Source organism: Lysobacter sp. SCRH-1R (assembly GCF_057747855.1).
In genome coordinates, this window is sequence record NZ_CM173227.1 from 1749805 (window position 1) to 1775673 (window position 25869).

Genomic DNA, 25869 nt, shown 5'->3' on the forward strand with positions numbered 1-25869 from the left:
TCTCCCGTCGATCAAGTGGTTGCGGCGACCATCGCCTAATCCCGGGTACGCATCCCGAATGGCGGGGGCGGCAACCGGGTCCCGCATAATGCCCCCATGAACAGCCCACACCCGAACTCCAGCGTCCCCGTCCTCACCATCGACGGCCCTTCCGGCTCCGGCAAGGGCACCATCAGCCGTCTGGTCGCCGCCCGCCAGGGCTGGCATTACCTGGACTCCGGCGCCCTGTACCGCGCCGTCGGCGTCGCCGCCGGCTGGGCCGACCTGGACCTCGCCGACCCGGCCGCGCTGGTCCGCTGCACCTTCGACACCCGCATCGAATTCGAGGAAGACCCGGTCTCGCGCGAGCTGCGGATCCTGGTCAACGGCATGGACGCCACCGACGAGCTGCGCACCGAGACCGCCGGCGCCGCCGCCTCGGCGATCGCCGCGATCCCCGAAGTCCGGTCCGCCCTGAAGGACCGCCAGCGTGCCTTCCGCCAGGCGCCAGGCCTGGTCGCCGACGGCCGCGACATGGGCACGGTGATCTTCCCGGACGCCCCCTACAAGGTGTTTCTGACCGCCAGTGCCGAGGAAAGAGCGGAAAGGCGCTATAAGCAGTTGAAAGACAAGGGGGTTTCCGTTAATTTAGACGGTCTGCTGCGGGAGATCCTCGCCCGCGACGCGCGCGACGCCAACCGCGCGGTGGCTCCGTTGAGGCCGGCCGAAGACGCCGTCCGCATCGATACCACCGGCCTCGGCATCGATGACGTGGTCGAACGCGTGCTGGCCTTGTTGCCTGCGCGCTGAGCGTGCTTCAAACGTAAGTGTTTCAACCGTAGCAGATCAAAGTGCCATCGCAATCCCGTGATGGTTCAACCACAACACATGGCGCAGTTGCATCGCGCCACACAACGGGTGGGTCGACCACGCGCTGCTTGATGCCTTCTAACTCAGTTAGGCCCTGACAGCCGGTGCGGCCCGTGTGTTCAACCGAGTATTTTTTCCAATGACCGAATCATTTGCCGAACTGTTTGAACAGAGCCAGACCAACCTGGCCAAGCTGAAGCCGGGCGCCATCGTCACCGGCGTCGTCGTGGAAGTCCGCGGCGACGTGGTGGTGATCAACGCCGGCCTGAAGTCCGAAGGCATCGTGCCGATCGAACAGTTCCGGAACGACGCCGGTGAAATCGACGTGGGCGTGGGCGACGAAGTCAAGGTCGCGCTCGACTCGATCGAGAACGGCTTCGGCGAGACCGTCCTGTCGCGCGAGAAGGCCAAGCGCGCCATGGTGTGGGACGAACTCGAGCAGGCGCTCGAGAAGAACGAGACCATCACCGGCCGCATCAGCGGCAAGGTCAAGGGCGGCTTCACCGTCGACATCAAGGATGTCCGCGGCTTCCTGCCGGGTTCGCTGGTCGATGTGCGCCCGGTGCGCGACTCGGCCTACCTGGAAGGCAAGGAGCTTGAGTTCAAGCTGATCAAGCTCGATCGCAAGCGCAACAACATCGTCGTCTCCCGCCGTGCGGTGGTCGAGAGCGAGTACAGCGTCGAGCGCGAGCAGCTGCTCGAGAAGCTGCAGGAAGGCGCGATCCTCAAGGGCGTCGTCAAGAACCTCACCGATTACGGTGCGTTCGTCGACCTCGGCGGCATCGATGGCCTGCTGCACATCACCGACATGGCGTGGAAGCGCGTGCGTCACCCGTCCGAAGTCGTGGAAGTCGGCCAGGAGCTGGACGTCCGCGTGCTCAAGTACGACCGCGAGCGCAACCGCGTCAGCCTCGGCCTGAAGCAGCTGGGCGAGGATCCGTGGGACAACATCGCCCGTCGCTACCCGGCCAACACCCGCGTGTTCGGCAAGGTCTCCAACGTCACCGATTACGGCGCGTTCGTCGAGATCGAGCCGGGCGTGGAAGGCCTGGTGCACGTGTCCGAGATGGACTGGACCAACAAGAACGTCAACCCGTCGAAGATCGTGCAGGTCGGCGACGAGGTTCAGGTCATGGTCCTGGACGTCGACGAGGAGCGTCGCCGCATCTCGCTGGGCATGAAGCAGGTCACCAGCAATCCGTGGGAAACCTTCGCCGCCATCCACAAGAAGGGCGACAAGGTGTCGGGCCAGATCAAGTCGATCACCGACTTCGGCATCTTCATCGGCCTGGACGGCGGTATCGACGGCCTGGTGCACCTGTCCGACCTCAGCTGGAACACCACCGGCGAAGACGTGGTCCGCAACTTCAAGAAGGGCGACACGCTGGAAGCCGTCGTCCTGGCCGTGGACCCGGAACGCGAGCGCATCAGCCTGGGCGTCAAGCAGCTTGAGCAGGACCCGATGGGCCAGTACGTGGCGTCCAACGCCAAGGGCTCGATCGTCCGCGGCAAGGTGAAGGAAGTCGACGCCAAGGGCGCGACCGTCGAACTGGACAATGGCGTGGAGGGCTACATCGCCGCCCGCGACATCGCCAAGGAGCGCGTCGAGGACGCTTCGCAGTACCTGAAGGTCGGCCAGGAAATCGAAGCCAAGATCATCGGCACGGACCGCAAGGGCCGTTCGATGCAGCTGTCGATCAAGGCCAAGGACGAGGCGGAGCAGCAGGAAGCGCTGGCCGATTACAACCGTGCTTCGGCCGAAGCCTCCAGCGGCACCACCAAGCTGGGCGCGCTGCTGCGCGAGCAGCTGGGCAACAAGTCCGAGTAACAACCGCTGTAGCGTTGTACCCGAAGGCGGTCCGGTTCGTCCGGACCGCCTTCGATATGCGAGAGCCTCGCAACTGTCCGCATCCGTGCGGCGTTTCACTCCCGAGCGTGCATGACCAAGTCCGAACTTATCGAGATCCTCTCCCAGCGTCAGGCCCACCTGAAGGGCGAGGACGTGGATCTGGCGGTGAAGGCGCTCCTGGAAATGATGGGCGGCTCGCTCGCCACCGGGGAGCGGATCGAGATCCGCGGCTTCGGCAGTTTTTCGCTGCACTACCGTCCGCCGCGCCTGGGTCGCAATCCCAAGACCGGCGAGTCCGTCGCGCTGCCCGGCAAGCACGTTCCGCACTTCAAGCCCGGCAAGGAGCTGCGCGAGCGCGTGAGCGGCGTGGTGCCCATGGACGAGGCCGATTGACGGCCCGCGGCACGCGCGATTCGTGCGACCGCATCGTCCCTTCTTTGAACCTCTGGACCTGCGAACGAGGTCCGTTAAGCTAAAGCAGACCACAGCGGTCCGATGGAGGCCGTCATGCGCCTGCTCCGTTTCCTGATCGCGATCGCGTGCCTGGCGGCAGGCGCCATCGTCGGCGCGTTGAATCGCGCACCGGTCGTGGTCGATCTTGGATTCTCGCGGCTGCCGACCAACCTCGGCGTGTCGCTGCTCGTCGCGCTGCTGCTGGGCGTGCTGATTGGCGGCCTTGCGATCAGCGCCAGCGTGGTCCTTCCCATGCGCCGTCGGCTGGCGCGCGCGCAACGCCAGGGTGCGACGATCGCGCCCCCTTCCGGAAGTTGATGCATGGCTTTCATCAGTGAGTGGTTCTGGTTCTTCCTCCTGCTGCCCATCGCGGCCGTCAGCGGCTGGATCATCGGCCGTCGTGGCGGCGAGCGACACAGCGACACGCAGGTCAGCCGGTTGTCGACGACCTACTTCCGTGGCCTGAATTACCTGCTCAACGAACAGCCCGACAAGGCGATCGAGCTGTTCCTGCACATCGCCGAACTCGACAAGGACACCTTCGAGACGCAGGTCGCGCTCGGCCATCTGTTCCGCCGTCGTGGCGAAGTGGATCGCGCGATCCGCCTGCACCAGGCGCTCGTGCAGCGTCCCGGCCTGAGCGACCAGCAGCGGGTGCAGGCGCTGCTCGCGCTGGGCGAGGACTACATGCGCTCGGGCCTGCTCGATCGCGCCGAAACCGTGTTTTCAGATCTGGTCGCACTCGACATGCGCGCGCCGCTCGCGCTGCGCCATCTCATCGGCATCTACCAGTCCGAACGCGACTGGGACAAGGCCATCGAGAACGCGCGTCGCTACGAGGAAGCCACCGGCGAGCCGATGGGCAAGCTCATCGCGCAGTTCGAATGCGAGCTCGCCGACCGCCACCGTGCCTCCGGCGAAACCGATGCCGCGCGCGAAGCGGTCAAGCGCGCGTACGAGGCCGACGCGAACTCCGTGCGCGCGGGCATGATCGAAGGCCGCCTGGAAGTGGATGCCGGCAACGACGCCGGCGCGATCCGCGCCTTCGAACGCGTGGCGCGCGTCGACCCCGACTACCTGCCGGAAATCCTGCCGGCTCTGCTGGACTGCTACGCGCGCGTCGGCGACGCGACCGGTGCGCGTGCGTTCCTCGCCGAGATGACCGAACACTATCGCGGCATCGCGCCGGTGCTCGCGCTCACGCGCATGGTCGAAGGCGAGGAGGGCGTTCCGGCGGCGCGTGCGTATCTTGCGCGCCAGCTGAAGGATCGCCCCTCCGTGCGTGGCGAAGCGGCGCTGATCGACCTGACCCTGGCCGAGGGCGCCGATCCGGCCGCGACGCTGCACGACCTCAAACACATCACCGACCAGTTGCTGGTGCGCAACCCGAGCTACCGCTGCAACCGTTGCGGCTTCGGCGCGCGCAGCCATCACTGGCAGTGCCCGAGCTGCAAGGAGTGGGGCACGATCAAGCCGCTGCTCAATTACGCAGTGGTCTGATCGCATGCTCGAATGGCTGGCGGTGCACTTCTGCATCGGCGTCGCGGGCACGTGGCTCGCACGCCGTTATGCCCTCAGGCAATCGTTGATCGACCAGCCGGGCGAACGGCGCAGCCACAGCGTGGCGACGCCGCGCGGCGGTGGCATCGCGATCGTCATTGCCTTGCTGGTCGCGGCGGTCGCGCTCGGCCTGCGACAGCCGGCGCAGGCGCCGCTGATGCTGGCCTTCGGCGTGGGCCTGCTGATGGTCGCGGGCATCGGCTGGGTGGACGACCATCGGCCGCTCTCGCCGTGGCTCCGCCTCGGCGTGCACGTGGTCGCGTCGGGGCTGTTCGCGCTGGTCGTCGGCGACCTGTACGACTCGGTGTGGCTTGCGCTTGCGGCCTTCGTCGCCACGCTGGTGCTGACCAACGTCTGGAACTTCATGGACGGAATCAACGGCCTGGCCGCGAGCCAGGCGCTGATCGCCGCCGTGGGGCTGGCGTGGCTGGCCGGCGGCGCATGGGGCCTGCTCGCGTTGGCGCTGGCGGCGGCCTGCGCGGGGTTCCTGCCGTTCAATTTTCCGCGCGCCCGCATCTTCATGGGCGACGTCGGCAGCGGTGCGATCGGGTTCGCGCTGGGCGCGCTGTGCGTCGTGGCCGGCGCCCGGCTGGGTGAGAAATTCGCGCTTGTCCTGCTGCCGGTTTCCGTGTTTCTCGTCGATGCCAGCCTGACCTTGCTGCGCCGTCTCCTGCGGGGCGAACGCTGGTGGACGCCGCATACCCAGCATGCCTACCAGGGGTGGTCCCGTGCGGCCGGTCACGCCCGGGTCACCGCATGCTATGCGGCCGTTTCGCTACTGGTCATAATCGCAAGCTGGGGGGGTGTACCGCGTGATGCGTTCTTCATCGCCGGTACCACGATCGCGTGGTATATGTGCTGCGCTTTTTTTTGGCTGGTCCTGCAGAAGAAGTTTCCGGGCGCAGCTTCCTGATTGAATAACTGGCAGTCTGAAACAAACAAAAGGGGCGAAGGATGAGCTCATGGCGTGATCGGTGGAAGAGCGGCCTGCCGCGCCTCGCGGTGGTCGTGCACGATCTCGCCATGGTGTGGGTCGTCTGGCAGGCGCTGCATCGCCTGCGTTGGGGTATCGAAACCAATGCGCCCGCCATTCCGTTGTGGTCGGCGGAAATCGTGCTGGTGCTCGCCGCGCAGGGGCTGGTCTTCTGGCAGGTCGGCCTGTATCGCGGACTGTGGCGCTTCGCCGGCGTGCCGGATCTGTGGAACATCCTCAAGGCCTCGGTGCTCGGGCTGTTTGCGATCGTCCTCGGCCTGTTCCTCTACAACCGCCTCGGCACCGTGCCGCGCACGGTCCTCGTGCTGTATCCGCTGGTCCTCATGGGCATGCTGGGCGCGCCGCGCCTGCTGTACCGTGCGTGGAAGGACAGCCGCGTCGAATCGGCTTCCAAGTCGTCGGTGCGCATCCTGATCCTCGGTGCCGGTCACGCGGGCGAAGCGCTCGTGCGCGACCTGCGTCGTTCGGGTACCTACCAGCCGGTCGGCTTCCTCGACGATGCCGTGCGCCTGCGCGGCAGCAAGGTGCAGGGCGTGCCGGTGCTCGGGCGCGTGCAGGACGTCGCCGAGATCGCGCGCGAAACCGCGGCGAAGCTGCTGGTGATCGCCATGCCCTCGGCCGATGCCAACGCGCTGCAACGCGTGGTCGTCTCGTGCGAGCGCACCGGTCTTCCGTTCCGCATGGTGCCGAAGCTGCAGGACGTGCTCGAAGGCCGTTCGCTGCCCGGCGAACTGAAGGAAGTGGCGATCGAGGACCTGCTCGGTCGCAAGCCGGTGCTGCCGGACTGGAAGGCGATCCGCGGCTGGCTTGGTGCTCGTTCGGTGCTGGTCACCGGCGCCGGCGGTTCGATCGGTTCGGAACTGTGCCGCCAGTGCGCGCGCCACGGTGCGCGCCGCATCGCGCTGATCGAAGTAGACGAGCTCGCGCTCACCACCACCGAAGCCGCGTTGAAGCGCGATTTCCCCGACGTGGAATACATCGCCATCCTGGGCGACTGTGGCGACCCGGCGGTGATCGCCCACGCGCTCGCACGTGCCGAACCCGATGCCGTCTTCCATGCCGCCGCCTACAAGCAGGTGCCGCTGCTAGAACTGCAATTGCGCGAGGCCGTGCGTAACAACTCGCTGGCGACGGAAACCGTCGCGCGCGCCTGTTGCCAGGCCGACGTCGGCACCTTCGTGCTGATCTCCACCGACAAGGCGGTCGATCCGGTCAACGTGCTCGGTGCGACCAAGCGCCTGGCCGAGATGGCCTGCCAGGCGCTGGCCGGGCAGCACGCGACGCGGTTCGTCACCGTGCGCTTCGGCAACGTGCTGGACTCGGCCGGCAGCGTGGTGCCTCTGTTCCGCGAGCAGATCCGCGCCGGCGGTCCGGTCACCGTGACCGATCCGGAAGTGACCCGCTTCTTCATGACCATTCCGGAAGCCTGCCAGCTGATTCTGCAGGCCTCCGCGCTGGGCACGCACGAAGCCATCTACACGCTCGACATGGGCGAGCCGGTGCCGATCAGGCTGCTCGCCGAACAGATGATCCGCCTCGCCGGCAAGCTGCCGGGCCGCGACATCGCCATCGTCTACACCGGCCTGCGCCCCGGCGAAAAGCTGCACGAAACGCTCTTCCACGCGGACGAGCGGTACCGTCAGACCGCGCACCCGAAAATCCTCCAGGCCGAGCCGCGCGACGTCTCGGCGACGCACCTGGACAACGCCCTGGGGCAGCTGCGCGAAGCCAGCGCCCGGTACGACCTGGACCAGCTCAACCACCTCCTGCGGATGGCCGTCCCTGAATTCCAGCCGGTCGGTACACATCCGGATTACCAGGAATCGGCCACAGTGGTGGCCTTTCCCGCCCGCAACGCCAGGAAGGTTTGATGTCCGCACGTATTCGCAAGGCTGTTTTCCCGGTCGCCGGCCTCGGCACCCGCTTTCTTCCCGCCACCAAGACCGTTCCCAAGGAGATGCTGCCGATCATCGACCGGCCGCTGATCCAGTACGCGGTCGATGAAGCCATCGAGGCCGGTTGCGACACGCTGGTGTTCGTGACCAACCGTTACAAGCACGCCGTCGCCGACTACTTCGACAAGGCCTACGAGCTGGAACAGAAGCTCGAGCGCAGCGGCAAGACCGAACAGCTGGAACTGGTGCGCAACGTGCTGCCCGAAGGCGTGCGTGCCGTGTTCGTCACGCAGGCCGAGGCGCTGGGCCTTGGGCATGCGGTGCTGTGCGCCAAGTCGGTGATCGGCGACGAACCGTTCGCCGTGCTGCTGCCCGACGACCTCATCTGGAATCGTGGCCCCGGCGCGCTCAAGCAGATGGCCGACGCAGCCGAAGCCTCGGGTGCGAGCATGATCGCCGTGCAGGACGTGCCGCGCGAGCAGACCGCCAGCTACGGCATCGTCGCCACCGAGAATTTCGAGAAGCGCCAGGGCCGGATCCGCGCCATCGTCGAGAAGCCCAAGCCCGAAGTCGCGCCGAGCAATCTCGCCGTGGTCGGTCGCTACGTGCTGAATCCGCGCATCTTCTCGTTGCTGGAATCGACCACGCCGGGCGCCGGCGGCGAGATCCAGCTGACCGACGCCATCGCCGCGCTGCTGGAGGAAGAGGCGGTCAATGCCTACCGTTTCCAGGGCACGCGTTTCGATTGCGGCACGCACATCGGCCTGGTGGAGGCGACGATCCGCTACGCGCTGGACCACGAGAAGCTCAGCGACTCGGCACGCCAGCTGATGGCGAACGCGCTGTCCGAACTCGGCGTCGAAGAGCTCAACTGAGCGACGCGCGACCCCGGGCGCCGCCACTCGGCGCCTTCGCCGCTAGACTTTGGGGAAGCAAGCGGCGTCGTCCCGATCGCCGCCAAGGTTCGATGGCATGAGCGGCCCGGATACCAGTTATTACCTGGCGACCGTTCCCGAGCGCGAACTCGGGTTCGGACCGTTGCGTGGGCCGGTCGCCGCCAGCGTGTGCGTCGTCGGCGGCGGTTTCGCCGGCCTGAACACCGCGCTGGGACTGGCCGAGCGCGGCGTGCGCGACGTGGTGCTTCTCGAATCGGAACGCGTCGGGTTCGGTGCGTCCGGGCGCAACGGCGGTTTCGTGTTCGGCGGTTTCTCGCGCGGCGAGGACAGCCTGCTGCAGGACCTTGGCCCCGAACGCGCGCGCCTGCTGTATTCGGGAACGACCGACGCGGTCGAGCTCATCCGCGCGCGTACCGATCGCTACGCCATCGACTGCGATCGCGTCGATGCGGGCGTGCTCTGGGCGAACTGGTTCCGCGACCCGCAGGTGCTGCGCGAGCGCCAGCACCTGCTGGAACAGCAATTCGGCGTCCAGTGGGAATGGATGCCACGCGAGCGCCTGCGTTCGCTCGTGCACACGCAGCGCTATCACGACGGCCTGTTCGAACCCCGGGCGTTCCACTTCCATCCGCTGAAATACGCGCGCGGCATCGCACGCGCCGCGATGGCGCAGGGCGTCGCGATCCACGAACAGACACCGGCCGTCGCGCTGGAGCGTGCCGGCCCCGGCTGGCGCGTGCGCACGCCGGAAGGCGTGGTGGAAGCCGACCTGGTCGTGCTCGCGTGCGGCGGCTACCTCGCCGGATTGCGCGCGGAGGTGGATGCCGGCGTATTGCCGATCGCCACCTACGTGATGGTGACGCAGCCGCTCGGCGCGCGCCTCGACGACGTCATGACCACGCGGGCGGCCGTGTACGACACGCGCTTCGCCTTCGACTACTATCGCCCGCTGCCAGACACGCGCCTGCTGTGGGGCGGTCGCATCTCGGTGCTGGACCGCTCGCCGGCGGAGGTCGAAGCGGTGTTGTACCGCGACATGCTCAAGGTCTTCCCGCAGCTGGACGGCGTACGCATCGATCATGCGTGGTCGGGCCTGATGAGCTACGCGCGCCACCAGATGCCGCAGATCGGCGCGATCGACGACGGGCTGTGGCTGGCGCAGGCGTTCGGTGGCCACGGCGTGGCGCCGACGACGTTCGCGGGCGAGCTTCTGGCCAGTGCGATCGCGAACGGCGATCCGCGCTGGCGCGAACTCAGCGACTACGGGCTGGTGTCGGCGATCAAGCCGGTCGGCTTCGTCGGCGCGCAGTTGAGTTACTGGTGGGCCGAGTTCAAGGACGAGTGGAAGGACAGGGCGGAACGGGCGAGGGCAGGATGAGCGGAACGATCAGCTGGGCGGATTTCGAGAAGGTGATGCTCTGCGCCGGCACGGTGCAGCGGGTGGAGGAGTTCCCCGAGGCGCGCAAGCCGGCGTGGAAGCTCTGGGTCGATTTCGGCCCGCACGGCGTGCGCAAGACGAGTGCACAGGTGAAGCACCTGTATTCGGCGGACGACCTGGTCGGCCGGCAGATCGTGGGCGTGATCAACTTCCCGCCCAAGCAGGTGGGCCCCTTCATTTCGGAATTCCTGCTGACGGGCTTTCCGACGGAGGAGGGCGTGGTCATCACCACGATCGAACGACCGGTACCGAACGGAACGCGCCTGGCCTGAGCGCGGCGTCGTGAAGGAGGCGGCCACCCGGCCGCCCCTTTCGTCATGCGGATGCGCGTTATTTCGCAGGCGTCACGCGGGCTTCTTCGCCGCTTCCCTGGATGAAGACCTTCTGCCCGACGCGCAGGTTGGTCGGCTCCTGCGTGACCGACACGAGCACGCCATTGGTGAGCCGCACGATGATGTCCTGCCCCGGGACGGGTGCCTGATTGCGCCGCTGCACCGTGTTGCCGGTGACGGCGCCGCCGATGGTGCCGAGGACCATGGCCACGTCGCGTCCGGTGCCGCCGCCGATCAGGCTGCCCACGCCCAGGCCGAGCGCGCCGCCGACCACCGCACCGAGACCTCGCGTCTTGGTGTTGGAAATCTGCACGTCGGTGATCTGTTCGATCACGCCCGAGCGCACCTCCACGGCGCCTTGCATCGAACCGGGCGTCGTCGTCCGGCAGGCGGCGATCGACAGCGAAAACAGCAGGGCCAGCGTGAGGCCGGCGAGATTGCGCAGGGACATGAGCGTTCTCCTTGTCGAAATGACGAACGGAACGAACAAGGGCGCCGTTTCCAGTGGACGTGCCGACGCCGCGCCGACGCCGCGAACTCGGCGACGCGCTGCGATGCTGGGCTCAGCTGCGCGACAGGGACGTGAAAATCGCGAGAAGGCGGCCTGACCCGCGAACGAAAAAGGGCAGCCCGGAGGCTGCCCTTTTTTGCTGTCCGCAGGGTGAGTCAGAGGGCTTCGAAAATGCCGGCCGCGCCCATGCCGGTGCCGATGCACATCGTCACCATGCCGTACTTCTGCTGGCGGCGACGCAGGCCGTGCACGATGGTCGCGGTGCGGATCGCACCGGTCGCACCGAGCGGATGGCCCAGCGCGATCGCGCCGCCGAGCGGGTTGACCTTCGACGGGTCCAGCCCGCTGTCGCGGATGACCGCCAGCGCCTGCGCGGCGAAGGCTTCGTTGAGCTCGATCCAGTCCAGCTGGTCCTTCGTCAGGCCCGCCTGCTTCAGCGCCTTCGGGATCGCCGCGATCGGGCCGATGCCCATCACTTCCGGGCGCACGCCGGCGACCGAGAAGCTCACGAAGCGCGCCAGCGGCGTCAGGCCGTAGTCCTTGATCGCCTGCTCGGACGCCAGCAGTACGCCGGCCGCGCCGTCGCTCATCTGCGAGCTGTTGCCCGCGGTGACGCTGCCGCCGAACTGGCCGTTGCGGAACACCGGCTTGAGCTTGGCGAGGCCTTCGATGGACGAATCCGGGCGCGGGCCCTCGTCGATCTCGACGATCGACTTCTTCACGCGTACCGCGTTGCCGGCGAGGTCCGGGATGCGCGAGATCACTTCATACGGCGTGATCTCCGACTTGAACTCGCCGGCCTGGATCGCCGCGATGGCCTTCTGGTGCGAGGCCAGCGCGAAGGCGTCCTGCTCCTCGCGCGAGACCTTCCACTCCTCGGCGACCTTCTCGGCGGTGATGCCCATGCCGTAGGCGATGGCGACGTTCTCGTCCTTCGCGAACACCTGCGGGCTCAGCGCCACCTTGTTGCCCATCATCGGCACCATCGACATCGATTCGGTGCCGCCGGCGAGCATCAGGTCGGCGTTGCCCAGGCGGATCTGGTCGGCCGCCATCGCCACGGCCTGCAGGCCCGACGAGCAGAAACGGTTGATCGTCTGCGCGGCGATGGTGTTCGGCAGGCCGGCGAGCAGCGCGCCGATGCGCGCCACGTTCATGCCTTGCTCGCCCTCGGGCATGGCGCAGCCGATGATCGCGTCGTCGATGCGGCCCAGGTCGATACCGGGCGCCTGCGCGACCACGGACTTGAGCACGTGGGCGAGCATCTCGTCGGGACGGGTGTTGCGGAACACGCCGCGCGGCGCCTTGCCGACCGGGGTGCGGGTGGCGGCGACGATGTAGGCGTCTTGAACTTGCTTGGTCATGGTTCTTTCCAAAGCGTGATTCGTGATTGGTGATTCGTGATTCGTGGGAAACGGACTTCGTGACGGCCGATGTTGCTTTGCCCAATCACGAATCCCGAATCACGAATCACGGCCGCTTCAGTTACGCAGCGGCTTGCCGGTCTTGAGCATGTGCGCGATGCGTTCCTGCGTCTTGGGCATCTGTGCGAGCGCGACGAAGTGTTCGCGTTCGAGCCTCAGCAGCCATTCCTCGTCGACGATCGCGCCGCGGTCGACTTCACCGCCGCACATCACCGTGGCGATGCGGGTGGCGATCTCGTAGTCGTGCGGCGAGATGAAGCGGCCCTCCAGCATGTTGACCAGCATCATCTTGAAGGTCGCGATGCCGACGTCGCCGGCGACCTGGATGCGGCGCGCGGGCAGGGGCGGGCGGTAGCCGGATTCGGCCAGCGCGCGGGCCTGCGCCTTGGCGACGTGCAGCAGTTCGAACGCGTTGAAGACGACGGCATCGTTCTCACGCGCGAGCTTGAGTTCCTTCGCCTCGAACGCCGAGGCCGACACCTTGCCCATGGCGACGCTTTCGAACGCCGTCTTGAGCTGCGCGAACACGTCGCCGCCCGGGCCAGCGGCTTCGGATGCGCGCACCGCGAATTCCTTCAGGCCGCCGCCGGCCGGCAGCAGGCCGACGCCCGCTTCGACCAGGCCGATGTAGCTTTCCAGTGCGAACACGGCCTTGGCTGAGTGCATCTGGAACTCGCAGCCGCCGCCCAGCGCCAGGCCGCGCACGGCCGCGACGACCGGCACCAGCGCGTACTTGATGCGCTGGCTGGTGGCCTGGAAGTTGGCGACCATCGCCTCGAAGCCCTTCACGTCGCCGGCTTGCAGCAGGCCCAGCGCGCCGGCCAGATCGGCGCCGGCGGAGAACGGCTCCTTCGGCTGCCAGATCACCAGGCCGGCGAAGTCGCGCTCGGCAATGGTGATGGCTTCCTGCAGGCCGTTGAGCACATGGTCGTTGACCGTGTGCATCTTGGTCTTGAACGAGACCACGCCGATGTCGTCGCCTTCGTCGGCCCACATGCGGATGCCGTCGTTCTCGAACACCGTGCGGCCCTGCGAGAACTTCTCGCCCAGCAGCGGGTCGGGGAAGCGCTGTCGCGCGTAGACCGGGTTGGACGAGCGGGGCACCTGCGCCTTGCGCGAGGGGCTGAAGCTGCCGTCCTTGTCGTGCACGCCATCGCGACCGTCGAACACCCAGTCCGGCAGCGGCGCGCTGCTCATCGCCTTGCCGCCGACGATGTCCTCGGCGATCCAGTCGGCGACCTGCTTCCAGCCGGCCGACTGCCAGGTTTCGAACGGACCGAGCGACCAGCCGTAGCCCCAACGCATCGCGAAGTCGATGTCGCGTGCGGTTTCGGCAATGGATTCAAGATGATACGCGCTGTAGTGGAACGAATCCCGGAAGATTGCCCACAGGAACTGCGCCTGCGGATGCTGGCTGGCGCGCAGTGCAGCGAACTTCTTCGCCGGGTCGCGTTCCTTCAGCAGCGCGGCGACCTCGGCGTCCAGTTCGCCGGCCGAGACGCGGTAGTCCTGCGCCTTCAGGTCGAGCACGAGGATGTCCTTGCCGCGCTTGGTGTACACGCCCGCGCCGGTCTTCTGGCCGAGCGCGCCCTTCTCGATCAGCGCGGTCAGCCACTTGGGCGCCTTGAAGTACTGGTGCCACGGGTCGTCCGGCACCGTGTCGGCCATCGTCTTGATGACGTGCGCCATGGTGTCCAGGCCGACGACGTCCGCCGTGCGGTACGTCGCCGACTTCGGACGCCCGATCGACGGGCCGGTCAGCGCATCGACGGTGTCGAAGCCGAGGTCGAACTGCTCGGTGTGGTGCATTGCGGCCAGCATCGAGAACACGCCGATGCGGTTGCCGATGAAGTTCGGGGTGTCCTTGGCGATCACCACGCCCTTGCCGAGCGCGGTGGTCAGGAAGGTTTCCAGCGCCGTCAGCACGTCGGCGTCGGTGGTCTTTGCCGGGATCAGCTCGGCCAGGTGCATGTAACGCGGCGGGTTGAAGAAGTGCACGCCGCAGAAACGATGGCGCAGCTGCTCGGGCAGCACTTCGGCCAGCTTGTTGATGCCCAGGCCCGAGGTGTTGCTGGCGAGGATCGCGTGCTCGGACACGAACGGAGCGATCTTCTTGCAGAGATCCTGCTTCCAGTCCATCCGTTCGGCGATGGCCTCGATGATCAGGTCGCAGTCGCGCAACTGCTCCAGGCCGGTTTCGTAATTCGCAGGCGTGATGCGCTCGGCGAGCGACTTGCTGGCGAGCGGGGCGGGGCTGAGCTTGGCCAGGTTGGCGATGGCCTTGCCGACGACGCCGTTGGGGTCGCCTTCCTTGGCCGGAAGGTCGAACAGGACGGTGTCGACGCCCGCATTGGTCAGGTGGGCGGCAATCTGCGCACCCATGACGCCGGCGCCCAGCACGGCCACTCGGCGTGCAAGCAGTTTCTTAGGCATGTTATGCAAATCCTTGTCTGGCAAGTAATTTGAAGCGTGGGGTTTAACGAATCAGGACTTGAAGCCGGCGGCGGCGAAGCGGATCAGCTCGCGGGCCGCGCGCTCGCGATGGGCCGCCTCGGTGACACCGGCGGGTCGCTTGATCAGGCCGAAGTCGGCCATCGCGTAGGTCAGCGAGCCGGCCAGGAAGTCGAGCCGCCAGTACAGCTCTTCCTTGCTCAGCCCCGGCACGCAGCCGGCGATCGCCTTGGCGAACTCGCGCAGCACGTGGCCGTAGTGGTCTGACAGGAACTTGCGCAAGCGGTCGTTCTTTTCGGCGTAGGCACGGGCGACCACGCGCACGAAGGCGCCGCCGCCGTGGCGGTCCTGCGCCATCGCCAGCGCGGGCTGGACAAACGCGGCCAGGATCGGCTCGAGCTCGCCCGGATGCGTTTCCAGCGCGGTTTTCAGCGCGCCGAGGCGCTGGGCGCTCATGTCGTCCATGCGGCGGCGGAAGACCTCGTTGACGAGGTTTTCCTTGCTGCCGAAGTGGTAGTTCACCGCCGCGATGTTGACGTCGGCGCGGCTGGTGACCTGGCGAAGGGAGGTGCCGGTGAAGCCGAACTGCGCGAACAGTTCCTCGGCGGCGCCAAGGATCCGGTCCTTGGTGGAGAAGTGGGCAGTGGTGGCCATGGGTACTGCGTGGGTCCTGCGGCTGCGGTGGCTGAATCAAACGCTTGTTTGATGCTAGTCCGACGCGGCCTGAACCGTCAACGGACATCGCGCAAAACCCGCCGCCAGACCCTGCAAAAATGCCCAACGATCCGCTAGAATTACCGGAGCCTTGTGGGCTAAACCCGCGTCCGTACGCGGGTTTTTCTGTTATCCTCGGGCGCGAACCCTGGTCAAGTCACCACGTTCGGCGGCCCGCCTACCCGGAGAGATTCCATGGCGCTGGAGCGCACCCTTTCGATCATCAAGCCCGACGCCGTCGCCAAGAACGTCATCGGTGAGATCTACACCCGCTTCGAGAAGGCCGGCCTGAAGGTCGTCGCCTCGAAGATGAAGCAGCTGTCGAAGCAGGAAGCCGAAGGTTTCTACGCCGTGCACCGCGAGCGTCCGTTCTTCAACGCGCTGGTCGAGTTCATGATCTCCGGCCCGGTGATGATCCAGGTGCTGGAAGGCGAAGGCGCCGTGCTGAAGAACCGCGACCTGATGGGTGCCACCAACCCGAAGGACGCCGCGCCGGGCACGATCCGCGCCGACTTCGCCGACAGCATCGATGCCAACGCCGTGCACGGTTCGGACAGCCTGGAGAACGCCGCGATCGAAGTCGCGTACTTCTTCCCGGCGACCGACGTGTACGCCCGCTAAGCGACTGAAGATCCGGCCATGACCACGCAACGCGAACGCATCGACATCCAGCTCGCTGGCGACACGCCCGCGACGGACTCGGCTGCGCGCGTGGAAGCAGGCGTGGCCGCGAAGGGCGCGGGCGAGGGGAAGATGAACCTCTTCGACCTCGACCGCGCTTCGCTCGAGCGTTTCTTCGAAGAGACGCTCGGCGAGAAGAAGTTCCGCGCGCACCAGGTGATGAAGTGGATCCATCACCGGTACGTGACCGACTTCGCCGAGATGACCGACCTGGGCAAGGCGCTGCGCGCCAAGCTCGAAGCCAGCGCCGAAGTGCGTGTGCCGCAGGTCGTGTTCGACAAGGCGTCCACCGACGGCACGCACAAGTGGCTGCTCGGCATGGACCCGAAGAACGCCATCGAGACCGTCTACATCCCCGACAAGGGGCGCGGCACGCTGTGCGTGTCGTCGCAGGTGGGCTGCGCGCTCAACTGCCAGTTCTGTTCCACCGCCACCCAGGGCTTCAACCGCAACCTGTCCACCGCCGAGATCATCGGCCAGGTGTGGGTCGCCGCGCGTCACCTGGGCAACGTGCCGCACCAGCAGCGCCGCCTCACCAACGTGGTGATGATGGGCATGGGCGAGCCGCTGGCGAATTTCGACAACGTCGTGCGCGCGATGAGCATCATGCGCGACGACCTCGGCTATGGCCTTGCGAACAAGCGCGTCACGCTGTCGACCGCCGGCATGGTGCCGATGATCGACCGCCTCGCGCTGGAGAGCGACGTCTCGCTCGCCGTGTCGCTGCATGCGCCCAACGACGAGCTGCGCAGCGAGCTGGTGCCGCTCAACAAGAAGTACCCCATCGAACAGCTGATGGACGCCTGCGTGCGCTACGCGCTGCGCAAGCGCGGCACGTCGGTGACGTTCGAGTACACGCTCATGAAGGGCGTGAACGACCAGCCGCAGCACGCACGCCAGCTGCTGCGCCTGATGCGCCAGTTCGACAACGCCGTGCAGATGAAGGACGCGGCGAAGGTCAACCTCATCCCGTTCAATCCGTTCCCGGGCACGCGCTTCGAGCGTCCGGACGACGCGGCCATCCGCGCGTTCCAGAAGCTGCTCAACGAAGCGGGCATGATCGCCCCGGTGCGGCGGACGCGCGGCGACGACATCGACGCCGCCTGCGGCCAGCTCAAGGGGCAGGTCATGGACCGCACCCGGCGCCAGGCGGAATTCAACAAACGATTGCAGGCGCAAGGTCTCGGGAACGAGGCTGCGTAATGTCAGGAGCCCGCTAGCCATGGACGTCCGCGGTCGCCCGCTGAGCCTCACGATCACGACCGTCCTGGCGGTCGCGGTGCTGGCGACCAGCGCGTGCAGCCGCATGACCTTCGTCCGGCAGGACTTCAAGCGCCAGGACTTCGAGCGGACCACGCCCGAGGTCAACGTCAGCGGCAACGCGCGCAACAAGGACGCGATCGCCGCCAGCCGCACGCTCGAAGTGGCCCAGCTCCGCCTGATGAGCGGCGATTACGCCGCGGCCGAGACGGAAGCCCGGAAGGCGCTCCGGATCGATCCGAACTCCGTCGACGCCGAAACCGTGCTGGCCGTGGCCGCCGCGCGCCGCGGCGACTCGGCCGAAGCCGGCCGCCATTACCTTCGCGCCGCCGAACTCGGCCCGGACAACGGCGCCGTGCAGAACAACTACGGCGTCTGGCTGTGCAGGGAAGGGAAGACGGCCGAGTCGCTGGCATGGTTCGACCGCGCCTTGCAGGACCCCCGTTATGCGACGCCGGCCGTGGCGCTGGCCAACTCCGGCAGCTGCGCCGCCCGCGCCGGCCAGGACGACCGCGCCCGCCGCGATCTGCGCCGCGCGATCCAGTTGGACCCAGGCAACGCCACCGCACTGGGCGCCCTGGCGGAGCTTGAGTTCCGTCAAGGAAACGCCTTCGAAGCGCGCGCATTCTCCGAGCGCCGCCTCTCGGCAGCACCACCCGACCCCGAGGCGTTGCAGCTTGCGTCACAAATCGAAGAGAAACTCGGCGACACGGCAGCCGCCGCAAGATACGTTCAGCGAATGAGGGCGGAGTTCCCGCAGACGCGGGGCTCCGGCATGGGGGATGACGGAAAGCGATGAACTCGAACAACGTCGCGCCTGAAATGGGCGCCAGCATCGGCGTGCGCCTGAAGCAGGCCCGCGAGGAGGCGGGACTGTCGCAGGAGGACGTCGCCGCCAGCCTGAAGATTCCGGTCAAGGTGATCCGGCAACTCGAATCCGGGGATTCGAGCCAGCTGGGCGCACCGGTCTTCGTACGCGGGCAGCTGCGCAGCTATGCGCGCCTGCTCGGCGTCAAATTCGACGAGGAGCTCGGCCAGGGCGCGCGTCCGATCGCGCCGTCCGAGCTCGTCAGCCACACCCACACGCCGCGCTATCGCCGCGTGTTCGAGCAGGCCACGCGCCGTGCGATCTACATCGTGCTGACCGCGGCCATCGCGGTGCCGATCTGGATGGCTTCCCGTGAGCTCAAGAAGGACGACGCCAAGGTCGAATCGCTCGACGTGGCGAGCGCGCCGGCCGCGCCTGCGAACAATGCCCAACCGGCCGCGCCGGCGCCGGTGCATCGCACGCCGCTGGTCGCCTCGATGGCGACGTTGCCGACGCCCGCGCCCGCGGCGACGCAACCCGCGCTGGCGCTCAACTTCATCGGCAACAGCTGGGTGGAAGTGCGCGGCGCCGATGGCCGCGTGATCGAAAGCGGCGAGCTTGGCACCGGCCAGCAACGCACCTACGCCGCAGGCGAGGTTTCGCGCGTGGTGCTGGGAAATTCTTCCGCCGTGGAAGTCCGCCACGCGGGCAGGACGGTCGATCTGGCGCCGTTCAGCCGCGCGAACGTGGCGCGCTTTACGCTATCCTCTGACGGTTCCCTCACGCCGGGCGATTGACCGGCGGATTGGGAAATCCTCACTGCACCGGCCCGCCATGCGGGCCGATGCTCCTATTGGATTCCCGCCACCGCGGCGGGCCACAGAGTACGGCAGCCACCAGATGGCGATTGACGACCTTCTCGACGAACACGAACAAAGCGAACGCGTCCTCCAGTGGCTGCGCAACAACGGCGCGGGCCTGATCGGCGGCATCGCCCTGGGCCTGGCGGCCATCGGCGGCTGGAAGTGGTGGGACCAGCGCCACGAACAGCAGCGCATGGACATGGCCACGCAGTACCAGCAGGCCATCGACGCCATCGACGCGAAGGACGCCTCGGCGCAAGCCAAGGTCAAGGCACTGGCCGAAGGTTCCAGCTACCGCGCGCTGGCCGCGCTCGAACTCGCCCGCTCGCAGGTCGATGCGAAGCAGAACGACGCGGCGCTCGCGACGTTGCAGGGCATCAGGACCGAAGACCCGGCGGTCGCGCAGATCGTCGAGCAGCGCATCGCGCGCCTGCTCATCGAGAAGAAGCAGGCCGATGCCGCGCTGAAGCTGGTGGCCGACGCCGACACGGCGTCGGGCATCGAAGTGCGCGGCGACGCGCACCTGGCGCTCGGCCAGAAGGAGCAGGCACGCACCGCGTACGCCGAAGCGATGGCGAAACTCGACGTGGCCTCGCCGCATCGCCGCCTGCTCGAACTCAAGCTCACCGAAGTCGGCGGCGCGCCCGCCAAGCCCGAGGCCAAGTCCTGATGAAGCACCGCTCCATGCTGCTGCGTACCTCCGTCGTGCTGCTGTGCGCGGCCTCGCTCGCCGGCTGCTCGACTATCAAGGGCTGGTTCGGCGGCGACAAGAAGAAGGACGACGGCAAGCCGAACGAACCGGCCGAGCTGACCGACATCACCCCGTCGGTGACGGTCCAGAAGATCTGGTCGGCCAACGCCGGCAAGGGCGAAGACCGCATCGGCGTGGGCCAGGGCCCGGCCGTGGCCGACGGTCGCGTGTTCGCGGCGGCCATCGAAGGCGGCGTGCACGCCTTCGACCTGCAGACCGGCAAGCAGATCTGGGAATACCGCCCCGACAAGAAGGCCAACCTGCGCCTGTCCGGAGGCCCCGGCGTGGGCGAGGGCCTGGTCGTGATCGGCGGCCTGGACGGCGAAGTCATCGCGCTCGACGCCAGCACCGGCGAAGAGAAGTGGCAGGCCCGCGTGCCCAACGAGGTCATCGCGGCCCCGGCCATCGGCATGAACACCGTGTTCGTGCGTTCCAATGACGGCCGCGTCACCGCCTTCGACGCCGCCAGCGGCGAGCGCCGCTGGTTCTGGGTGCAGGAAGTCCCGATGCTGTCGGTGCGCGGCAACGACGGTCCGGTGCTCGGCCCGGGCTTCGTCTTCATCGGCAACGACGACGGCACCGTCTCCGCACTGGCGGCGGCCGATGGTCGCCCGATGTGGGAGCAGCCGGTCGCGCAGGCCGAAGGCCGCACCGAACTGGATCGCATGGCCGACGTCGACGGCACGCCGGTGCTGGACGGCACCACGCTGTTCGCCACCAGCTTCAAGAAGCAGACGCTGGCCATCGACGCGCCCAGCGGCCGCCCCATGTGGTCGTCCGAGCACGGCGGCGCGGGCCGCATCGGCCTGGCGCCCGACCGCCTGGTCGTGACCGATCCGAGCGGCGCCGTCTTCGGCCTCGACAAGAACAGCGGCGCGGCCATGTGGCAGCAGCCGGCGCTGGCCCGGCGCAACGTGACGGGCGCGGCGGTGCAGGGCGACTTCGCCGTGGTCGCCGATTTCGACGGCTACGTGCACTGGCTCAAGCTCGACAACGGCGAGTTCGCCGCGCGCGAGCGCGTCGGCGGCAAGGCCGTGAAGGCGGCCCCGGTGGTCGCCGACGGCATCGCGATCGTGCAGAACGTCAACGGCGAGCTCACCGCGTTCCGCCTGCAGTAAGGCGCGAGCCCGCGGTTCGGACTTCGGAGACGACCGGCCCCGTGCCGGTCGTTTCCTTTTTTCCGCCCGGCCCGTCATCATGGCGCCCTCGGATTCGGTGCGGCCCGCGCGGCCCGCACTGTGCAAATCCCGGCTCCCCAATCCAATCCCGGCCCTGACCATGCTTCCGCTCGTCGCCCTCGTTGGTCGCCCCAACGTCGGAAAATCCACGCTGTTCAATGCGCTGACGCGCACCCGCGACGCCCTGGTCCACGACCAGCCCGGCGTCACGCGCGATCGCAACTACGGCGTGGCGCGACCGGAGGGGAAGCGCCCGTTCGCCATTGTCGACACCGGCGGCATCGCCGGCGAGGACGAGGGGCTGGCCGGCGCCACCGCCCGGCAGGCGCGCTCGGCGGCCGAGGAGGCCGACCTGGTGCTGTTCGTGGTCGACGGCCGCGAAGGCGCCTCGGCGCTGGACGACGAGATCCTCGCCTGGCTGCGCAAGTCCGCGCGCCCGGCGATGCTGGTGGTGAACAAGACCGACGGTCTCGACGCGCAGGCCGCGATCAACGAATTCGCCCGCTACGGCATCAACGACGTCATCGCCGTGTCCTCGGCGCACCGCCAGGGCATCGACGAGCTGATCGACCGCGTGCTCAAGCGCGTGCCGGAAGAGGGCGCGGCCACGGAGCTCGACACCGATCCCTCGCGCATCCGCGTGGCCTTCATCGGTCGCCCCAACGTGGGCAAGTCGACGCTGGTGAATCGCCTGCTCGGCGAGGAGCGCATGATCGCGTCCGAAGTACCGGGCACGACGCGCGACTCGGTTTCCATCGACATGGAGCGCGACGGTCGCCTGTACCGCCTGATCGACACCGCCGGCCTGCGCCGCAAGGCGCGCGTGGAGGAAGCGGTGGAGAAGTTCTCCATCGTCAAGACGCTGCAGGCGATCGAGCAGTGCCAGGTCGCGGTGGTGATGCTCGACGCCAGCGAAGGCATCACCGACCAGGACGCCACCGTGCTGGGCCACGCACTCGATGCGGGCCGCGCGCTGGTCGTCGCCGTCAACAAGTGGGACGGCCTGACCGACTACCAGCGCCAGCAGGCCGAGGCGCTGCTCACGCGCAAGCTGGGCTTCGTCGACTGGGCCGAAGCGGTGCGCATCAGCGCGAAGCACGGTTCGGGGCTGCGTGAACTGTTCCGGGCGATTCATCGCGCGCACGCGTCGGCCACGCACGAGTTCAGCACCAGCGAAGTGAACAAGGCGCTGGAAGTCGCCTACGAAACCAACCCGCCGCCGACGGTGCGCGGTCACGTCGCCAAGCTGCGTTACGCGCATCCGGCAGCGAACAATCCGCCGACCTTCGTCGTGCACGGCACGCGCCTGCGCACGCTGAGCGACACCTACAAGCGCTATCTGGAGAACTTCTTCCGAAAGCGCTTCAAGCTGGTCGGCACGCCGGTGCGTTTCGTGTTCAAGGAAGGCGCGAACCCGTACGAAGGCAAGAAGAACGTGCTCACCGATCGCCAGGTCGCGCGCAAGCGCCGGATGCTGCGGCACGTCAAGAAGGGGAAGTGACGCGATCCCGCTTTCGCGCACGGCGCGAAGGTTTTTGTGATGGCGTATCCCGGCGAAGTGAGTCATCCGGGGAAGTGATTGCGTCGTCCCAGCGAAGTGGTCGGGCGTCATCCGACGAAGGCCGGGATCCAGGCTCGTATCGGACGGGCACTCCCGTGCGGCAAACCACTTCACCGTCATTCCAGCGAATACTGGAACCCATTTGCTTCTCGCTGGAGCGGCGAAAGCAGCAGCGCAGCACGGCACCGGTCGTTCAGCGCCATCGCTTCGTTGCCCCTCACCCCAACCCCTCTCCCATGGGAGAGGGGCTGACCGTCATTCCAGCGCAAGCCGGAACCCATCCTGCTTTTTCGCTTGACGGCCTGGATCCCGGCCTTCGCCGGGATGGCGAGGTTGACGCGGTGCGGGGCAGTTCAGTGGACAGCCCCCAATCCCTCACGGATCAAGTCGCTGCCGCGTTCACGCCGTAAAATCCCGCACATGGCGCTCCAGTCCTCCGACATCACCCTCGGCATCCTCGCGGGCGGACGCGCGAGCCGGCTGGGCGGTGTCGACAAGGCATGGCTCACCCGCGATGGGGTGCCGCAGGTCGAACGCTGGCGCCGCCGCTTTGCCGCCGAAACCGCGACGATCCTGGTCAGCGCGAATCGCCATGCCGAGCGTTACGAGGCCATCGGCCTGCGTGCGATCGCCGATCGCGCGGGTCCCGATCTCGGCCCGCTTGCCGCGCTCGACGCACTCGCCGACGCCTGCGCGACGCCGTGGCTGCTGACGCTTCCGGTGGATCTGGTCGGCGTCAACGACTGCCTGGTCCAGAGCCTATGCGCCGCAGCCGGCGAGCACGGCGCGCATGCCGTGGACGACGACGGCCCGCAGCCGCTCGTCGCGTTGTGGCCCGTCGCACCGCTGCGCAGCGCGGCGGTGCAGGCGATCGAAGCCCGCGACCTCGCCATCCATTCGCTGCAACGCCGCCTTCGCATGACCGCCGTTCGACTGGGCGGCGTACGCTTCGGCAACCTCAACACGCCGGAGGATCTCGCCGCCGCCGGCGCGATGCCCGGCGAATCCGACGGACGCGATCGACCCGAATGAGCGACTTCCCCACGCAACTGGCTTTCGACGACGCCGTCGCCATCGTCCGCGACATCGCGGCGAAACACCGGCTCGATACGGAAACCCTGCCGCTCGGGCGCACGCACGGCCGCATCCTCGCCAACGATGTGCGTGCGGCGATCGCACTGCCGCCGTTCGACAACAGTGCGATGGACGGTTTCGCGCTGCGCCATGCCGACCTGCGAGAAGGCGAGACCACGCTGCGCCTCGCCGGCGAGCAGTTCGCGGGCCGCGCGCTCGACCTGACGGTGGGCGAGGGCGAATGCGTTCGCATCACCACCGGCGCGCCGATGCCGGTGGGCGCCGACACCGTCGTGATCAAGGAGAACACGCGGGCCGAAGGCGACCGCATCGTGATCCTCAAGTCCCCGGACGCCGGTGCGAACCTGCGCCACGCCGGCGAGGACGTGCAGCCCGGCGACGTCGTGCTGCATGCGGGCCAGCGCCTGACGCCGGCGCGCGTGTCGCTGGCCGCGTCGCTGGGCGTGCCGTCGCTGTCGGTGTTCCGCAGGCCGACGGTGGCGGTGTTCAGCAGCGGCGACGAACTGGTGGAAGCGGGCATGCCGCTGTCGCCGGGCGAGATCCACGACAGCAACCGCGAATTGCTGATGGGCCTGCTGCGCGCCGAGGGCCTCGAACCGACCGCGTGGCCGCGCCTGCCCGACGACCCGAAGCAGGTCGAGATCGCACTGCGCGACGCGGGCTGCGCGTTCGACCTGATCGTCACCTGCGGCGCCGTGTCGGCCGGCGAGAAGGACCACATTCCGGCCGTCGTGCGGCAGTTCGGCCAGGTGCATTTCTGGAAGGTGCGGATGAAGCCGGGCATGCCGGTGCTGTTCGGCAGCCTCGACCAGGCGCGCGTGCTGGCGCTGCCGGGGAATCCCGTATCGGTGTTCGCGACCTTCCTCGGCTTTGGCCGGCCGCTGATCGACGCCCTGCAGGGGCGCACCGAGCCACGCACCGTGGAGCGCGCGCAGCTCGTCTCGCCGCTGGAGAAGACCCACCCGCGCCGCGAATTCCTGCGCGCCACCGTGTTCTGCGACGACCACGGCGTGCTGCGCGCCGATCCGAATCCCGCCGCCGGCTCGCACCGGCTGCGCGCGGTCGGCGAGTCGAACGCGCTGATCGTCGTGCCGGATGGACCGCAGCGTTTGGCCGCCGGCACCGTGGTCGAGGTCCTGCGCTACGCGTAAGGCGCGATAATCGGCCCATGAACACCGCGGCAAGGATCGAACTCATCGCCCCCGCCGACGCCCTGCGCCGCCAGCGCGAAGGCGCCGTCATCGTGGACGTGCGCGAGTCGCACGAACGCGCCACCGGCTTTGCCGAAGGGGCGCTGGGCATCGCACGCGGGGAACTGGAAGCCGATCCGCGGGCCGCGTTGCCCGATCGCGGCGCGGACGTATTGCTGATCTGCCAGTCCGGTGCGCGTTCGATGAAGGCGGCGCAGGCGCTGCACGCGGCCGGGTATTCGCGCGTCGCGTCGGTGGAAGGCGGCACCACGCGCTGGATCGCCGAAGGGTTGCCGATCACCCGCGACGAACGCGACTTCGATTTCTACGACCGCTACTCGCGCCACCTGCGCCTGCCGGAAGTCGGCGAGGCGGGGCAGCGCAGGCTCCAGGACGCCCGCATCGCGATGGTCGGCGCGGGCGGACTCGGTTCGCCGGCCGCGTTCTATCTCGCGGCGGCGGGCATCGGCACGATCGTGCTGGCGGACGACGACATCGTCGATCGCAGCAACCTGCAGCGGCAGATCCTGCACACCGAAGACCGGATCGGCGTGCCGAAGGTCGAATCGGCGCGCATCGCCCTGTCGGCGCTGAATCCGACGGTGGCGATCGAAACCTTCCAGGAGCGGATCACGGCGGCGAACGTCGAACGGCTCATCGAAGGCGCCGACGTCGTGATCGACGGCGCCGACAATTTCCCGGTGCGTTACCTGCTCAACGATGCCTGCGTGAAACTGGGCAAGCCGCTGGTGTACGGCGCGGTGCATCGCTTCGAAGGGCAGGTGAGCGTGTTCGATGCCGGGCGCCATCGCGGCCACGCGCCGTGCTATCGCTGCCTGTTCCCCGAGCCGCCGCCGCCGGAAGCCGCGCCGAACTGCGCCGAAGCCGGCGTGCTCGGCGTGCTGCCCGGCGTGATCGGTCTGCTGCAGGCGACCGAGGCGATCAAGCTGATCCTCGGCATCGGCGAACCGCTCGCCGGGCGGCTGCTGCATTTCGATGCGATGGGCATGCGCTTCCGCGAGACGCGGCTGCCGGCCGATCCGGACTGCCCGGTGTGCGCGGCGGAACGCGAATTCCCGGGCTACATCGACTACGTGAAGTTCTGCGCGGCGTAGC

General features: G+C 67.8%; 24 protein-coding genes. 20 read left to right on the plus strand and 4 right to left on the minus strand.

All coding sequences use genetic code 11. From position 1 onward, the window contains the following. The first annotated feature begins 96 nt into the window (after positions 1 to 96). The 10 genes from cmk (at position 97) to AC3ANK_RS07945 (ending at position 10206) form a co-directional block, all read left to right on the plus strand. Positions 97 to 789, plus strand: a complete 693-nt coding sequence (gene cmk / locus AC3ANK_RS07900) for a (d)CMP kinase (protein ID WP_206858853.1) — start codon at positions 97 to 99, stop codon at positions 787 to 789. A gap of 199 nt (positions 790 to 988) precedes the next feature. Continuing rightward, on the plus strand, positions 989 to 2677 hold the full coding sequence (gene rpsA / locus AC3ANK_RS07905) for a 30S ribosomal protein S1 (protein ID WP_206858851.1): 1689 nt from the start codon (positions 989 to 991) through the stop codon (positions 2675 to 2677). A 111-nt stretch (positions 2678 to 2788) separates the two neighbouring features. Further along, positions 2789 to 3091, plus strand: coding sequence for an integration host factor subunit beta (locus AC3ANK_RS07910; RefSeq protein WP_206858850.1), 303 nt, complete (start codon positions 2789 to 2791; stop codon positions 3089 to 3091). A gap of 114 nt (positions 3092 to 3205) precedes the next feature. After that, positions 3206 to 3469, plus strand: a complete 264-nt coding sequence (locus AC3ANK_RS07915; RefSeq protein WP_206858849.1) for a lipopolysaccharide assembly protein LapA domain-containing protein — start codon at positions 3206 to 3208, stop codon at positions 3467 to 3469. A 3-nt stretch (positions 3470 to 3472) separates the two neighbouring features. Beyond that, the gene (gene lapB / locus AC3ANK_RS07920) at positions 3473 to 4651 is read left to right on the plus strand and encodes a lipopolysaccharide assembly protein LapB (RefSeq protein WP_484172652.1); all 1179 of its coding nucleotides are present in this window, start codon (positions 3473 to 3475) and stop codon (positions 4649 to 4651) included. 4 nt (positions 4652 to 4655) lie between these two features. Continuing rightward, a complete protein-coding gene (locus AC3ANK_RS07925; protein ID WP_206858847.1) occupies positions 4656 to 5624 on the plus strand; it encodes an MraY family glycosyltransferase in 969 nt (322 codons plus the stop codon). A 41-nt stretch (positions 5625 to 5665) separates the two neighbouring features. After that, the gene (locus AC3ANK_RS07930; RefSeq protein ID WP_206858846.1) at positions 5666 to 7576 is read left to right on the plus strand and encodes a polysaccharide biosynthesis protein; all 1911 of its coding nucleotides are present in this window, start codon (positions 5666 to 5668) and stop codon (positions 7574 to 7576) included. After that, entirely contained in the window at positions 7576 to 8475 is a 900-nt protein-coding gene (galU, locus tag AC3ANK_RS07935; protein ID WP_206858845.1) for a UTP--glucose-1-phosphate uridylyltransferase GalU, read from the plus strand. The genes AC3ANK_RS07930 and galU overlap by 1 nt, the downstream gene beginning before the upstream one ends. A 97-nt stretch (positions 8476 to 8572) precedes the next feature. Continuing rightward, a complete protein-coding gene (locus tag AC3ANK_RS07940) occupies positions 8573 to 9874 on the plus strand; it encodes an NAD(P)/FAD-dependent oxidoreductase (RefSeq protein WP_484172653.1) in 1302 nt (433 codons plus the stop codon). Further along, positions 9871 to 10206 carry a tRNA-binding protein gene (locus AC3ANK_RS07945; RefSeq protein ID WP_206858842.1) on the plus strand — a complete coding sequence of 112 codons (336 nt, stop codon included), beginning with the start codon at positions 9871 to 9873 and terminating at the stop codon, positions 10204 to 10206. Before AC3ANK_RS07940 ends, AC3ANK_RS07945 begins: the two co-directional genes overlap by 4 nt. Before the next feature lie 58 nt (positions 10207 to 10264). On the opposite strand, the gene AC3ANK_RS07950 is transcribed toward AC3ANK_RS07945, so the two are convergent. The 4 genes from AC3ANK_RS07950 to AC3ANK_RS07965 form a co-directional block, all read right to left on the minus strand. Then, positions 10265 to 10717 (minus strand): outer membrane lipoprotein, encoded by a 453-nt coding sequence (locus AC3ANK_RS07950; protein ID WP_484172654.1) that lies wholly within the window; start codon positions 10715 to 10717, stop codon positions 10265 to 10267. A 215-nt stretch (positions 10718 to 10932) separates the two neighbouring features. Beyond that, positions 10933 to 12141, minus strand: a complete 1209-nt coding sequence (locus tag AC3ANK_RS07955; protein ID WP_157029989.1) for an acetyl-CoA C-acyltransferase — start codon at positions 12139 to 12141, stop codon at positions 10933 to 10935. A gap of 117 nt (positions 12142 to 12258) precedes the next feature. Further along, positions 12259 to 14634, minus strand: a complete 2376-nt coding sequence (locus AC3ANK_RS07960; RefSeq protein ID WP_484172655.1) for a 3-hydroxyacyl-CoA dehydrogenase/enoyl-CoA hydratase family protein — start codon at positions 14632 to 14634, stop codon at positions 12259 to 12261. Positions 14635 to 14685: 51 nt separating this feature from the next. Further along, positions 14686 to 15306, minus strand: a complete 621-nt coding sequence (locus AC3ANK_RS07965) for a TetR/AcrR family transcriptional regulator (protein WP_115840501.1) — start codon at positions 15304 to 15306, stop codon at positions 14686 to 14688. Positions 15307 to 15561: 255 nt separating this feature from the next. Here AC3ANK_RS07965 and ndk point away from each other — a divergent pair, with 255 nt between their 5' ends. From ndk to moeB, 10 genes are all read left to right on the plus strand, one after another. After that, on the plus strand, positions 15562 to 15987 hold the full coding sequence (gene ndk, locus AC3ANK_RS07970; RefSeq protein ID WP_115840500.1) for a nucleoside-diphosphate kinase: 426 nt from the start codon (positions 15562 to 15564) through the stop codon (positions 15985 to 15987). Positions 15988 to 16119: 132 nt separating this feature from the next. Continuing rightward, positions 16120 to 17250 carry a dual-specificity RNA methyltransferase RlmN gene (gene rlmN, locus AC3ANK_RS07975; RefSeq protein ID WP_242524949.1) on the plus strand — a complete coding sequence of 377 codons (1131 nt, stop codon included), beginning with the start codon at positions 16120 to 16122 and terminating at the stop codon, positions 17248 to 17250. Between the two features lie 19 nt (positions 17251 to 17269). After that, the gene (gene pilW, locus AC3ANK_RS07980) at positions 17270 to 18106 is read left to right on the plus strand and encodes a type IV pilus biogenesis/stability protein PilW (RefSeq protein WP_206858820.1); all 837 of its coding nucleotides are present in this window, start codon (positions 17270 to 17272) and stop codon (positions 18104 to 18106) included. Then, a complete protein-coding gene (locus tag AC3ANK_RS07985; protein WP_206858816.1) occupies positions 18103 to 18912 on the plus strand; it encodes a helix-turn-helix domain-containing protein in 810 nt (269 codons plus the stop codon). Before pilW ends, AC3ANK_RS07985 begins: the two co-directional genes overlap by 4 nt. 103 nt (positions 18913 to 19015) lie before the next feature. Further along, on the plus strand, positions 19016 to 19648 hold the full coding sequence (locus AC3ANK_RS07990; protein WP_206858815.1) for a YfgM family protein: 633 nt from the start codon (positions 19016 to 19018) through the stop codon (positions 19646 to 19648). Further along, on the plus strand, positions 19648 to 20847 hold the full coding sequence (gene bamB, locus AC3ANK_RS07995; RefSeq protein WP_206858814.1) for an outer membrane protein assembly factor BamB: 1200 nt from the start codon (positions 19648 to 19650) through the stop codon (positions 20845 to 20847). Before AC3ANK_RS07990 ends, bamB begins: the two co-directional genes overlap by 1 nt. 160 nt (positions 20848 to 21007) lie before the next feature. Further along, on the plus strand, positions 21008 to 22408 hold the full coding sequence (gene der, locus AC3ANK_RS08000) for a ribosome biogenesis GTPase Der (RefSeq protein ID WP_206858812.1): 1401 nt from the start codon (positions 21008 to 21010) through the stop codon (positions 22406 to 22408). A 480-nt stretch (positions 22409 to 22888) separates the two neighbouring features. Then, complete coding sequence (gene mobA / locus AC3ANK_RS08005; protein ID WP_484172656.1) at positions 22889 to 23500, plus strand: molybdenum cofactor guanylyltransferase; 612 nt, start codon at positions 22889 to 22891, stop codon at positions 23498 to 23500. Next, on the plus strand, positions 23497 to 24714 hold the full coding sequence (locus AC3ANK_RS08010) for a molybdopterin molybdotransferase MoeA (RefSeq protein WP_484172657.1): 1218 nt from the start codon (positions 23497 to 23499) through the stop codon (positions 24712 to 24714). Before mobA ends, AC3ANK_RS08010 begins: the two co-directional genes overlap by 4 nt. 17 nt (positions 24715 to 24731) lie before the next feature. Beyond that, positions 24732 to 25868, plus strand: a complete 1137-nt coding sequence (gene moeB, locus AC3ANK_RS08015; protein ID WP_484172658.1) for a molybdopterin-synthase adenylyltransferase MoeB — start codon at positions 24732 to 24734, stop codon at positions 25866 to 25868. Position 25869 lies beyond the last annotated feature (1 nt).

Coding starts and splice junctions, on each gene's coding strand:
- AC3ANK_RS07910 (WP_206858850.1), top strand. CDS start 2,789: ATGACCAAGTCCGAACTTATCGAGATCCTCTCCCAGCGTCAGGCCCAC.
- rlmN (WP_242524949.1), top strand. CDS start 16,120: ATGAACCTCTTCGACCTCGACCGCGCTTCGCTCGAGCGTTTCTTCGAA.
- mobA (WP_484172656.1), top strand. CDS start 22,889: ATGGCGCTCCAGTCCTCCGACATCACCCTCGGCATCCTCGCGGGCGGA.
- AC3ANK_RS07950 (WP_484172654.1), bottom strand. CDS start 10,717: ATGTCCCTGCGCAATCTCGCCGGCCTCACGCTGGCCCTGCTGTTTTCG.
- AC3ANK_RS07945 (WP_206858842.1), top strand. CDS start 9,871: ATGAGCGGAACGATCAGCTGGGCGGATTTCGAGAAGGTGATGCTCTGC.
- AC3ANK_RS07940 (WP_484172653.1), top strand. CDS start 8,573: ATGAGCGGCCCGGATACCAGTTATTACCTGGCGACCGTTCCCGAGCGC.
- rpsA (WP_206858851.1), top strand. CDS start 989: ATGACCGAATCATTTGCCGAACTGTTTGAACAGAGCCAGACCAACCTG.
- AC3ANK_RS07925 (WP_206858847.1), top strand. CDS start 4,656: ATGCTCGAATGGCTGGCGGTGCACTTCTGCATCGGCGTCGCGGGCACG.
- bamB (WP_206858814.1), top strand. CDS start 19,648: ATGAAGCACCGCTCCATGCTGCTGCGTACCTCCGTCGTGCTGCTGTGC.
- moeB (WP_484172658.1), top strand. CDS start 24,732: ATGAACACCGCGGCAAGGATCGAACTCATCGCCCCCGCCGACGCCCTG.
- AC3ANK_RS08010 (WP_484172657.1), top strand. CDS start 23,497: ATGAGCGACTTCCCCACGCAACTGGCTTTCGACGACGCCGTCGCCATC.
- cmk (WP_206858853.1), top strand. CDS start 97: ATGAACAGCCCACACCCGAACTCCAGCGTCCCCGTCCTCACCATCGAC.
- galU (WP_206858845.1), top strand. CDS start 7,576: ATGTCCGCACGTATTCGCAAGGCTGTTTTCCCGGTCGCCGGCCTCGGC.
- lapB (WP_484172652.1), top strand. CDS start 3,473: ATGGCTTTCATCAGTGAGTGGTTCTGGTTCTTCCTCCTGCTGCCCATC.
- AC3ANK_RS07955 (WP_157029989.1), bottom strand. CDS start 12,141: ATGACCAAGCAAGTTCAAGACGCCTACATCGTCGCCGCCACCCGCACC.
- AC3ANK_RS07985 (WP_206858816.1), top strand. CDS start 18,103: ATGAACTCGAACAACGTCGCGCCTGAAATGGGCGCCAGCATCGGCGTG.
- AC3ANK_RS07990 (WP_206858815.1), top strand. CDS start 19,016: ATGGCGATTGACGACCTTCTCGACGAACACGAACAAAGCGAACGCGTC.
- AC3ANK_RS07965 (WP_115840501.1), bottom strand. CDS start 15,306: ATGGCCACCACTGCCCACTTCTCCACCAAGGACCGGATCCTTGGCGCC.
- pilW (WP_206858820.1), top strand. CDS start 17,270: ATGGACGTCCGCGGTCGCCCGCTGAGCCTCACGATCACGACCGTCCTG.
- ndk (WP_115840500.1), top strand. CDS start 15,562: ATGGCGCTGGAGCGCACCCTTTCGATCATCAAGCCCGACGCCGTCGCC.
- AC3ANK_RS07915 (WP_206858849.1), top strand. CDS start 3,206: ATGCGCCTGCTCCGTTTCCTGATCGCGATCGCGTGCCTGGCGGCAGGC.
- AC3ANK_RS07960 (WP_484172655.1), bottom strand. CDS start 14,634: ATGCCTAAGAAACTGCTTGCACGCCGAGTGGCCGTGCTGGGCGCCGGC.
- AC3ANK_RS07930 (WP_206858846.1), top strand. CDS start 5,666: ATGAGCTCATGGCGTGATCGGTGGAAGAGCGGCCTGCCGCGCCTCGCG.
- der (WP_206858812.1), top strand. CDS start 21,008: ATGCTTCCGCTCGTCGCCCTCGTTGGTCGCCCCAACGTCGGAAAATCC.